Source organism: Ignavibacteria bacterium (assembly GCA_016873845.1).
In the GTDB taxonomy this organism is placed as follows: domain Bacteria; phylum Bacteroidota; class Ignavibacteria; order Ch128b; family Ch128b; genus JAHJVF01.
This window is the reverse complement of sequence record VGVX01000084.1, coordinates 1-10,265: the sequence shown is the minus strand read 5'-3', so window position 1 is coordinate 10,265 and position 10,265 is coordinate 1. Positions and strand designations below refer to the sequence as shown.

13 protein-coding genes, 1 tRNA gene and 1 pseudogene are annotated in these 10,265 nt (G+C 34.1%); 10 read left to right on the top strand and 5 right to left on the bottom strand.

Annotated features, from left to right (window positions below; translation table 11 throughout):
- Positions 1 to 491: 491 nt before the first annotated feature.
- The 6 genes from FJ213_11835 (at position 492) to FJ213_11810 (ending at position 4,160) form a co-directional block, all read left to right on the top strand.
- Complete coding sequence (locus tag FJ213_11835; protein ID MBM4176842.1) at positions 492 to 758, top strand: hypothetical protein; 267 nt, start codon at positions 492 to 494, stop codon at positions 756 to 758.
- 129 nt (positions 759 to 887) lie between these two features.
- Positions 888 to 1,325 (top strand): hypothetical protein, encoded by a 438-nt coding sequence (locus tag FJ213_11830; protein ID MBM4176841.1) that lies wholly within the window; start codon positions 888 to 890, stop codon positions 1,323 to 1,325.
- Positions 1,326 to 1,886: 561 nt separating this feature from the next.
- On the top strand, positions 1,887 to 2,837 hold the full coding sequence (locus FJ213_11825) for a curli production assembly protein CsgG (GenBank protein MBM4176840.1): 951 nt from the start codon (positions 1,887 to 1,889) through the stop codon (positions 2,835 to 2,837).
- A 14-nt stretch (positions 2,838 to 2,851) separates the two neighbouring features.
- A complete protein-coding gene (locus tag FJ213_11820; protein MBM4176839.1) occupies positions 2,852 to 3,142 on the top strand; it encodes a hypothetical protein in 291 nt (96 codons plus the stop codon).
- The gene (locus FJ213_11815; protein MBM4176838.1) at positions 3,139 to 3,495 is read left to right on the top strand and encodes a DUF4810 domain-containing protein; all 357 of its coding nucleotides are present in this window, start codon (positions 3,139 to 3,141) and stop codon (positions 3,493 to 3,495) included. The genes FJ213_11820 and FJ213_11815 overlap by 4 nt, the downstream gene beginning before the upstream one ends.
- Complete coding sequence (locus FJ213_11810) at positions 3,492 to 4,160, top strand: hypothetical protein (protein ID MBM4176837.1); 669 nt, start codon at positions 3,492 to 3,494, stop codon at positions 4,158 to 4,160. The genes FJ213_11815 and FJ213_11810 overlap by 4 nt, the downstream gene beginning before the upstream one ends.
- 492 nt (positions 4,161 to 4,652) lie before the next feature.
- On the opposite strand, the gene FJ213_11805 is transcribed toward FJ213_11810, so the two are convergent.
- The 4 genes from FJ213_11805 to FJ213_11790 form a co-directional block, all read right to left on the bottom strand.
- Positions 4,653 to 5,063, bottom strand: a complete 411-nt coding sequence (locus FJ213_11805; protein ID MBM4176836.1) for a hypothetical protein — start codon at positions 5,061 to 5,063, stop codon at positions 4,653 to 4,655.
- An 84-nt stretch (positions 5,064 to 5,147) separates the two neighbouring features.
- Entirely contained in the window at positions 5,148 to 5,402 is a 255-nt protein-coding gene (locus FJ213_11800) for a hypothetical protein (GenBank protein MBM4176835.1), read from the bottom strand.
- A gap of 74 nt (positions 5,403 to 5,476) precedes the next feature.
- Entirely contained in the window at positions 5,477 to 5,968 is a 492-nt protein-coding gene (locus tag FJ213_11795; protein MBM4176834.1) for a hypothetical protein, read from the bottom strand.
- Positions 5,958 to 6,455, bottom strand: a complete 498-nt coding sequence (locus FJ213_11790) for a DUF2085 domain-containing protein (GenBank protein MBM4176833.1) — start codon at positions 6,453 to 6,455, stop codon at positions 5,958 to 5,960. Before FJ213_11790 ends, FJ213_11795 begins: the two co-directional genes overlap by 11 nt.
- Positions 6,456 to 6,693: 238 nt before the next feature.
- Here FJ213_11790 and rpmB point away from each other — a divergent pair, with 238 nt between their 5' ends.
- On the top strand, positions 6,694 to 6,885 hold the full coding sequence (gene rpmB / locus FJ213_11785; GenBank protein MBM4176832.1) for a 50S ribosomal protein L28: 192 nt from the start codon (positions 6,694 to 6,696) through the stop codon (positions 6,883 to 6,885).
- A 14-nt stretch (positions 6,886 to 6,899) separates the two neighbouring features.
- Here rpmB and FJ213_11780 read toward each other — a convergent pair whose 3' ends face one another.
- Complete coding sequence (locus tag FJ213_11780) at positions 6,900 to 7,739, bottom strand: hypothetical protein (protein ID MBM4176831.1); 840 nt, start codon at positions 7,737 to 7,739, stop codon at positions 6,900 to 6,902.
- 144 nt (positions 7,740 to 7,883) lie between these two features.
- Here FJ213_11780 and FJ213_11775 point away from each other — a divergent pair, with 144 nt between their 5' ends.
- From FJ213_11775 to FJ213_11765, 3 genes and pseudogenes are all read left to right on the top strand, one after another.
- Positions 7,884 to 8,846, top strand: coding sequence for a hypothetical protein (locus tag FJ213_11775; GenBank protein ID MBM4176830.1), 963 nt, complete (start codon positions 7,884 to 7,886; stop codon positions 8,844 to 8,846).
- Positions 8,847 to 8,962: 116 nt separating this feature from the next.
- Positions 8,963 to 9,038: transfer RNA gene (locus tag FJ213_11770), tRNA-Gln, on the top strand.
- A gap of 21 nt (positions 9,039 to 9,059) precedes the next feature.
- Positions 9,060 to 10,265, top strand: a pseudogene (locus FJ213_11765) (radical SAM protein).

Genomic DNA, 10,265 nt, shown 5'->3' with positions numbered 1-10,265 from the left:
GGCACCGAGACTTTCCTCCTGCCATCTTTTTGTGAAGACGTAGAGTGCAAATATTATATGTACATAAAAGAAAAAAGCTGTTATCATATTTTCAAAATCAATTTACGAAGAAAGAAAGTAAATCACACGAGTTTCTTGCGATAAGAGTTTATAGACGAAAGCACATTATTCATGTTATACAATAGATTATCGATCAACCAGGGGTAAAATTACTATTTGATTTATCTACTCTGAAGATTATTTGCTTGAAATATTGTGGAACATGAATATTCATTTTGAATTTGGAAAAGGGAGTGCAAATAATACTGTGTAAATGGTTAATAAGGAGTTGATCTAAATGCTGTTGGGCGTAGCGAAACAACATTTACCTGTTAAAATAATTCACTAAATTATTAACAAATCAGAAAGGAGATTTGCACGATGGAATTAACCGCTGAAATGATCGAGCAGCTTAAAGCCGATTTCAAAAAAGCTAAAACCTATCAGACTTTATGGGCGAAGCTGGAGTTATTAAAAAAATAATCGAGGCAACGCTTGAAGGAATGCTCGATGCCAAATTGACCGAACATCCTGGCTATATTAAATATTCACCAGCTGGAAAGAACAGCGGTAATAGTCATAATTGCAAAACTAACAAAACGCTGAAAAACGAAAATAGTGAATTAGATATCATTGTTCCGCGAGATAGCAAACGATACATTTGCTCCAATCGTTGGGAAAAGAATATGAATCGTCTATCTAGCAAAAGAATGGCATAATCGTCCCGTTGAATCAATTTACCCAATTGTATTTTTTAATGCCTCCATTACAGGCTAAATAACGAAGGTAAGGCAATAAATAAAGCCGCTTATACATACTTAGCGATTGATACAACTGGAAAAAAAGACTTGCTCGGTTTATGGGTTTCGGAATCAGAAGGAGTTGACATTTGGCTTAATGTTTTGATTGAAATCAAAAACAGTGGAGCCAATGATATTCTCATTGCTTGTAGAGATGGACCTAGAGGATTTTCAGAGGCAATTAACACAGTCTTTCCAAAGACAGAAATCAAACTCTGTATTATTCAATTGATAAGAAACACTTTTAAGTACATTAATAGCAAAGACCAGAAGTCGTTCATGAAAAATATGTTAGGAATTTATAGTGCTCTGACTGAAGAAGCTGCTTTAATCGCTCTTGATAAACTTGAGGAATTTTGGTCAGCAAGGTATTCGCTGACACTAAAAATCTGGAGAAACAACTGGGTTCATGCTGCAACTTTATTTAAATACCCAGAAGAGATCAGAAAAATTATTTATACCAGCCGTCAAATGACTGACTGTTAAAACAGTTCATCGTCAGTTTGAAAAGTTACTGAATAAAAAAGCATTTTCCCCAATGATGATGCTATTAAAAAAATGCTTTTTTTGGCTAATAGAGATTTATCCAAAAAATGGACTTTTATACCTGTCAAGAAAAGGAAGGTAACTAGACTATTGGGGCATTAAAGCGAGATTAGTGGGACAGTCCAACTCCCTTCTTGAAGCTAGCAGCCCATATTTGGAGAAATAAATAATGAATTAAGATATGATTTTGATTTAAACGTTTTATGGTTTTGTCATGTGAAATTTAAACATCATTTCCCCTCAATTCGACGATACCTTCTTTTTTAATATCCTTCATACTTTAACAAAAAAATAAATTTTCACAAAAACTTTAATTCCATAATTCTGTTATTTTTTCTTTTGCTGTGTTGCAATTATTAAAACAAATAATTATATTATATAAGATGTACTTTTCATTGGTTACTAAAGTTTTCATTTTTTAACCAGTGAATACTCTTGGTTTTTGATTGCATTCTTGAAGTGTGCATTAAATAAAATCAATTAATAAATTGAGACGGCTATATGAAATTATCAAAATTACTCTTGCTACCTTTGATAGCGTTTATTCTTCTCTCATGTTCTAGCGTTAAACCTCCCATTACTTCAACTTTGACTGAAAATGAACCTCAAATAAGCAAAACCAACGACAGCAAATTTGAAAAACGCCTAAAACGAAAAGTAGCTATTGCACGATTCACAAATGAAACTAAATATGGGCAAGGCTTTTTCTATGACAAAAATGAAGATCGTCTTGGAAAACAAGCCATGGATATTTTTTCTACAAGATTAGCTTCAACTGAAAAATTCATTATGCTAGAACGAGCTGATTTAGAATACCTCAATAGAGAAAAACAAATCGGAAATTTGGGAACTCTTGACATTTCTGCTGATTATTTAATACTTGGTTCTGTAACTGAGTTCGGCCGAAAGGCTACAAGTGATGTTGGGATTTTTAGTAGAACTAAAAAGCAGACAGCTTATGCAAAAGTTAGCGTTAGACTTATTGAGGTAAATACTGGACAGATAATATATTCGGAAGAAGGTGAGGGCGAAGCAATATCAGAATCAGAAACGGTTCTAGGTATGGGAACAACTGCAGCTTATGATGCAACTCTCAATGATAAAGTTATCTCAGCAGCTATATCAAAACTTGTCAGCAACATCTCCGAACGCTTACTTGATAAATCATGGCGTTCATATCTTTTAACTTATGAAAATGATACTTACTTAATCGCTGGTGGTACACTTCAGGGTATAAAAGAGGGTGATATCTTCACAGTATTTAAACGGGGGAAAAAAATCATTAATCCACAAACAAATTTTGAAATTGAACTTCCTGGTACATCTGTTGGGCAGTTGAAGGTAATTTCCTTAATACCCGGTGATGTAAATTCTGAATTTTCAATATGTGTTAAAGTTTCAGGTGAACTGCCATTAACAGATTTTAATGACTTTTACATTCAAGAAAATTAAAATGGAGGATGATAATGAAATTAACCATTATTATTATTTTTTCTTTACTAGTTATCTCATGTGGAGGTTACAATTCCAGTATATTACAAAAATCTGAAAAAAGTTTTTTGAAATTTGTTGGTAACAAAGAGCTAATTACATTTTCTGTCGATGAGGGTATCCGCATACCCAACAATCTTGAAATTGAACTATATGAAATAAAACCTGGTAAGCATAACATTAAAGTCTACCGCGATAATCGGCTAATTGTGGATCGAACTATTTTCGTTGATAACCAGACTATTTTTGAGGTAGTGTTACCATGAAAATCTATCGCATAATATTATTTTCTGTTTGTTTAATATGTCTAGGTTGTATTCCACCAAAAACTACCTTTTACTGGGGTGATTATTCTTCAACCCTTTATGAATTGAAAAAAAATCCTGATGACAGAACACTAGATGATCATAAAAAAGAACTTTTATTAATATTCGATGAATCTGATAGATTAAATTTAAAAGTTCCACCTGGTTTATATGCTGAATATGGTTATATTCTTCTAAAAGATGGTCATGAAATAGAGGGCTTGGAATATTTGGATAAAGAATTATCACTTTATCCGGAGTCAAAAGTTTTTATTTATCGTTTGAAATCTGAAATTGCTAGGAGAAAAAAATGAAGATAGTATTAAAGTTTTTATCATTTAGTTTCTTCATGGTTCTTTTTGGATGCAATACATACATCACAAAAGAAGAATTTTCCCCTGAATTATATTCTGAACGGCCAATTACAATACTCGTTTTGCCCCCTATCAATAACACTACTGCATCTGATGCAAAAGAATATTATTCAACTACTGTGTCGGAGCCACTGGCCAATAGTGGATATTACGTATTACCAATTGAGGTCGTAAATGATATTTTACAACAAGAGGGACTTTTTGATACTGAAACACTCGAAAGTATCCCACTACAGAAATTTTTTGAATATTTTGGTGCCGATGCAGTTTTAAGCGTAACTTTAGAAAAATGGGATATTCAATTTTTATTAACATCGGGTAGCGTTACAGTCAAAGTCTCGTGTCAATTACAATCAACACACACAGGCAAGATTCTATGGTATTATGATGATGAGATCTCTGTCAGTACGACAGGTGAGACGGGCGGGGCTAAAGGTTGGGCCGGTTTATTAGTCCAAGTATTAACTACTGCTGTTAAGACAGCAACGCAAAGTTATATCCCAATCGCTCGTAAAGTTAATAGTCAAATATTCATTACATTACCTTTCGGCAAATATCATTCAGAATATGATACAGATAAGAGTTATCAAATTAAAAAAAAATAAACTCTAACAATGAAAAAAATATTTGTTATTTACTAACAAGTTTTTAGAATATATATAAAAAAATAAATTTAGTTTGTACGAATTTTGTTGCTTAACATTAATTATTCGTTTGTCCAGTAGTCCTACTAAATAATATCTGTGCTAGAAATAAATTTTCTTTTGTTTAACCCTAGAACTTTATGAATGCTAATCGTAAAATTGAAATTTGACCCGCTTGTAAAAATAGTCAATTAATCGATTTTTGGCACTCATGAGAATTGGTTAGATGCAAAAAATGTAAACATAAATTATTTGCAGGCAAGAAAAAATTCCTTAATAAAGTATTCGCTTTGATATATTATATTAAAAATCGTTGGTCTCCTGACTTGTGATTTTTAGTATGACAAAATTAGTTTATAAAAATTAGTTTTTGGTCAAATTCTTAGTTTCTTTAACATTGTATCTATCTCTGGGTTGAGTTCAGTCCTAAGAATAATTTCCTCGCCACTTAATCTATTCTTTAATCTTGCGTCGGTTATGCTCTTCTGCATGAAGTTTTGATCCCGGTTGTATTATTCTTGCAATAACCAGATCAAGTAGAAACTGATCCCTATGACGATGAAAGCTGAATTTCTTGCATAACGCATAAAGAACTTCATAGAGTAAACCATAACGGAAACCAAGATATTGAATGTCGTTGATATGAATTAAGTTGGAGTGTTTTTCGTTTGGAAATAGCGACTGTTGTTTTGTTAGTTTGTAAATATACCCGCTTGCAAGTTGTTTTAGTTTTTTTAACTCATCAAGATTGTGTGAGCTACCGATATGTTTAATGATAATCATTCTCCTATTTACATATCGAACGACTTGTATAGCTGTCGCATCGGAGGAAGTTTTGGTAACTCTTATGTGAAATTGGCTCAAGTTGATTGCTTAGTATGACAAATGATTTCAAAAACATCGTTTTTGAACAAAATTCGAAACTTTTTTGGACTTTTTTTTTAGTTGTCACAAGTCTGGAAAAAGAATTCCACTATAGTAAGAATCGTTAAAAGATTGTATCTCGTTTGTAATATTTTCCGAAACCTTACGGCTCAATGAAAAGAGATACATAAATGATGAAAGCGTCCAGCCAACCGAAAAGATAATTCCAATTAAAACTATGACTACAAATGCCGCTACGATACTTTCTTCCTGCCATCGCTTTGTGAAAATATAGAAACTGAAAATTATATGAACATAAAATAGAAATACCGTGATCATACAAAATCAAAATTGTTTTTAATTATTTTCGAACTGCTAATGGTGGGATCCCTTCGGAAAAAGAATCTGTATTCTTAGCTGACATTGAGCCGCTTTTTAATTAGTGAAATCCCTATCAATCCGCCAATTGCAGCAAAAATTGTGTTCACAATAAAATTTGTAAAGAAGATCGAAATGGTCAGCACCAAACTGAATCTTTTTTCTTCGATTTCCTTTGCCATATCCAGAATGATGTTCGGAATATCTGTTATTTGAACATATTCCTTAATTATGAAAATAGCATCGTCAACTGGATTTGTTTTTGAAACAGCGATAATGATGGATTGAAAAACAGCATCAAAGACTCCCGAAATTAATCCGATTAAAAGTCCCATGATCATCGCTTCTGAAGTTTGAAGTCTGAAACCTTCATCACCATGCGATTGCTTGAAAACCAGATAAACTCCAAGTCCGCCGGCAAGAGGAGTGAACACGCAGCAATTCATCGCTTGGATTATTGGGATAATGCTTATTACTGCGACTCCAAAGCCGCATACGAGAGCAGGTAATAGTCTTTTACTTTGCATAATTAGTCTTGTAGTAAATTTCTTTTGATAAATTTGTTAAGCTTGATTTAATGAAAAAAGAAAATGGAATGGTGAGAAAAAATCCAGTCACAAATCGAATTGCATTCCCCGAATTATACATTGCTGACTTGCTTAGGATGATATCGAAACAAAATGGTGCAGCGAACAAAATGAGGATTATAAGCTGGCTACTGAACATTAATCCATCGAATCTACTTCTGATTTTTGAAACTGAGAAGAGCAGAATTCCAGCAATCAATCCTGTATATATTCCAAAACATCTTGAACAGATCAACATGCTTATCCCGTCGAATCCAAAACATCTATCTGAAATTTGATGACAAGTCAAGCCGTACAAATATTTTGCTGACAACTGTGAGATAATTTCATTTGGAGATATCATTGGGGTAAATGAAAGTGTGATCCACAATCCTAAAATCAGGGAAAAGAATAAATTCAAATAAAGATTAATTTTTTTCTCGGTCATCTGATTCAATATTAGATTATTAGTTGTATAAAATCAATGAAATGAATCAAAAAAAATATGGGATAGTACGTTGATGACGCTGATTAGACAGAAACTTCGACAAGCTCTTTCCTAGTTTCGCTGAGATTATGGACACATTTCAGCTCTCAAACTCACAACAAATAATTATGATTTCCGTGGTTTGTTTGGATAAATGTTATGATTTACTTAAATTTGCACCTCAAAAAAGGAAAAGAATATGGCAAGAATATGCGAAATATGTGGAAAAGGACCGGTAACCGGGAATAACGTGTCACATGCGCACAATCGTACGAGAAGAAGATGGTTACCGAATTTGCAAAAGGTTAAAGCAAAGGTTGGAAAATCCGTCAAGACAATGAACGTTTGTACATCTTGTATTAAATCCGGTCGAGTATTAAAAGCCGCATAATTAAACGGCGGCTTTTATTTTCCCCTTCTCAAAACTTTTATTTCATCACCCAACAATAAATAGATCGAATCAGATTTGATTTTCATTTCTTTTATCGGTGATTCAAATTTTTCTGTCATCAAAATTTGTTGAATTCCATCCGTCGTTAATTGAAATAATTTTTCTTGACTGACTAAAAAAATAATTTCATTCTGGAATCCAAAATCGATTATTCGAATTTTACCTAATTGAATTTCTCTTATTGGATTTCCAAATTGATCGAAGATTTTTATTTTGGACTCATCGAGCACATAAACTTGTTGATTGACATCGACCCTTATCTTAATAGGCTTATTGAGAAAAATATCTCCCGACTCAAATCCGCCGAAAATTCTTTCTACCTTACTGAATCCATTTAATTTTATAACTCGCTTATTCTTGCTGTCGAGAATATACAAATCACCAGTTGTCGAAAGATCGATTGATATTGGATACTCCAGCTTGAATGAAGTTAAATCTCGTCCGGAAATTGAAAACTGCCCAATGAAATTTAAATCTTTATCAAACTTTTGGATTCGGTGGTTCCCATAATCTGCAACGAAAACTTCAAGCTGAGTAGCACAAACAGCTTTCGCATCATCGAACAAGCCATCGGTCCAGCCGTATCCACCGATAGTTTTCAGAATTTTTCCCTCACTATTCAATTTTATTACTTCGTTATCTTCACTATTTACGATGTAAAATTGCTGTAAATCATTTATGCTAAAAGATGAAGCGGAAGCTGGAAGTGAGATCGTCTTCTCGACATAATAAATGTTCTGTTGAAAGACTGCCGAAAAAAAGTATGTACCAATTATAGCTAAAAATAAATGCATATATTAGATGGTTCTATACGTGCTTCGAAAAATTCACTAATTAATTTGTTTAAAGTTGCAAAATTTAAAGGTATTGAACAAATTAAAATAAATCGAACCACTTGATTCAGTGAAAAACCATAAAAAAATTTTAATACTCACGGAATGAAATTTTCTTCACTCAATAAAAATTTTTTGAAAGCAGGAATTATCGATTGGCTTTTGGACGCCGATATTTCTCTTCACTTCCAAACTCGAAAATATCTGCTGGAACAAGACGCGGAGGGATTAGTTTCTCTCCAAAATAGAATTCAATTAGAAGGATGGGGGAAAAAAATATTAACTAAACGAAGAAGTGATGGGCATTGGGGCAGAGGTTATTATCAGCCCAAGTGGACTTCTACTCACTATACCCTGCTCGATCTACGCAATCTTGAATTCCCCAAAGAGAACCCACTTGTAAAAGAGAGTGTCGATTTGGTCCTGCGAGCACCAGTCGGCACCAGAGGTGGAATAAATTTAGCAAAAACAATTCACGAAAGCGATGTATGCATCAATGGAATGATTCTAAATTATTCATCCTATTTTTTACCTGATGATGTGCGGTTAAAACTAATTGTAGATTATCTACTCGAAGTTAAGATGGGTGATGGCGGGTGGAACTGTGCTTATCTCAAGGGTGCATCACATAGTTCTTTGCATACAACCTTAAGTGTTTTAGAAGGATTGAACGAGTTCAAATCGTGTCGTGTGAATTATCGACTGAACGAAATTATTCTCGCTGAAAAATTGGGAATAGAATTTCTTCTCGTTCATCATCTTTATAAATCGCATCGAACGGGAAAAATAATTGATCCCAAAATGTTGAGACTTTCTTATCCTTCTCGATGGCGGTACGACATTCTTAGAGCGTTAGATTATTTTCAGAAAGCGAAAATTAAATTTGATCATCGAATGAGTGATGCTCTCAATGTTATCAAGAAAAAACAATATATAAATGGAACTTGGCTGCTGCAGGCTCCTCACGAAGGTGAAGTGCATTTCGAAATGGAAAAGGTTGGAAAACCAAGCAGATGGAACACTCTGCGAGCACTTCGAGTGCTTCAGTTCTATGAACAATTTGTTTGATTTGCTTTCATTTATTTTTTTAAAGATATTAGAACAGAGTAATTCTTCGATTTGAATAGTGTCTTGGAAGTTTACTAATTCATTTTGCAATTTACATTTTACATTTTGAATTGTCTTGCCCTGTGGTGTAATTGGCAACACGTCTGACTCTGGATCAGAAAAGTCTAGGTTCGAGCCCTAGCAGGGCAGCTATTGATATTGATTGGAGGGAAAATGAGTACTATCTTAAATCATCTGAATTATTACCGCCTGCCTTGGAACCTCGCTGATAACTCAATCTCCTGGCTTGAGCCTACTTTCAATTGTAATCTTGCTTGCGATGGCTGTTACCGTAGAAATGAAAACAACAGTCACAAACCTTTGGAAGTCGTGAAAGAAGAACTTGAAGTTTTTACACGGCTTCGAAAATGCGACGGAATTTCAATTGCTGGCGGCGATCCACTGGCACATCCTGAAATGTTGAAATCGTAAAAATCATTAAAGAGATGAACATCAAACCGATCATCAATACAAACGGCGGACTGCTCACAAAAGAATTATTGCTCGAATTAAAAAAAGCAGGTGTATTTGGATTCACATTTCATATTGATAGCAAGCAGGGAAGACCCGGATGGAAAAATAAAAATGAAATCGAACTGAATGAACTCCGCTATCATTTTGCACGAATGCTTGCTGAAGCAAGAAACATATCCTGCGCCTTCAATGCTACGATATATGAAGACACTGTGCAGTATGTTCCTGAATTAACCAAATGGGCACAAAGAAATATCGATATTGTTCAAGTGATGGTTTACATCATTTACCGTGCAGTAAACAATGATAAGGTCGATTTTTATCTAGGTCCCAAAAAAATCGATATGAGCCAGCTTGTGTATAACGAAGAAATTGAAGAACGTGTCGATATCAAAGCTCAGGAAATTGTAGATGAAATCAGAAAGACTTATCCCGAATTTGAACCCTGTGCTTATTTAAATGGTTCGGAACAAGCGGATTCATTCAAGTGGCTGCTGACAGGACGAATCGGCACACCGAATAAAATTTTTGGTTATATGGGAAAGAAGGGAATGGAAATCGTGCAAACGTTTTATCATTTGTGGAATGATAAGTACCTCGCATACGCTCACCCAAAAATGACAAGAACTGGAAGATCGATGCTTCTTTTAGGATTGATGGATAAAGGCTTGAGAAAAGTCGCCGCCAATTACCTCAAAAATCCTTTTAACATTTTTAAGAAATTGCATTATCAAACTGTGCTGATAATACAACCGGTTGATTTTCTTGAAGATGGAAGGCAAAACATGTGCGACGGCTGTCCCGATATAACAGTTTGGAATGGAAAGCTTGTTTGGTCGTGTAGAATGGAAGAGCAAATGACATTTGGTCACAATGTTAGGACATATCCGAAAGATTTTCTAAATT

Bases quoted from the DNA above. Each gene is read 5' to 3' on its own strand.
- FJ213_11810 (MBM4176837.1), top strand. From the start codon at position 3,492: ATGAAGATAGTATTAAAGTTTTTATCATTTAGTTTCTTCATGGTTCTT.
- FJ213_11790 (MBM4176833.1), bottom strand. From the start codon at position 6,455: ATGACCGAGAAAAAAATTAATCTTTATTTGAATTTATTCTTTTCCCTG.
- FJ213_11800 (MBM4176835.1), bottom strand. From the start codon at position 5,402: ATGATCACGGTATTTCTATTTTATGTTCATATAATTTTCAGTTTCTAT.
- FJ213_11835 (MBM4176842.1), top strand. From the start codon at position 492: ATGGGCGAAGCTGGAGTTATTAAAAAAATAATCGAGGCAACGCTTGAA.
- rpmB (MBM4176832.1), top strand. From the start codon at position 6,694: ATGGCAAGAATATGCGAAATATGTGGAAAAGGACCGGTAACCGGGAAT.
- FJ213_11780 (MBM4176831.1), bottom strand. From the start codon at position 7,739: ATGCATTTATTTTTAGCTATAATTGGTACATACTTTTTTTCGGCAGTC.
- FJ213_11820 (MBM4176839.1), top strand. From the start codon at position 2,852: ATGAAATTAACCATTATTATTATTTTTTCTTTACTAGTTATCTCATGT.
- FJ213_11815 (MBM4176838.1), top strand. From the start codon at position 3,139: ATGAAAATCTATCGCATAATATTATTTTCTGTTTGTTTAATATGTCTA.
- FJ213_11825 (MBM4176840.1), top strand. From the start codon at position 1,887: ATGAAATTATCAAAATTACTCTTGCTACCTTTGATAGCGTTTATTCTT.
- FJ213_11795 (MBM4176834.1), bottom strand. From the start codon at position 5,968: ATGCAAAGTAAAAGACTATTACCTGCTCTCGTATGCGGCTTTGGAGTC.
- FJ213_11775 (MBM4176830.1), top strand. From the start codon at position 7,884: ATGAAATTTTCTTCACTCAATAAAAATTTTTTGAAAGCAGGAATTATC.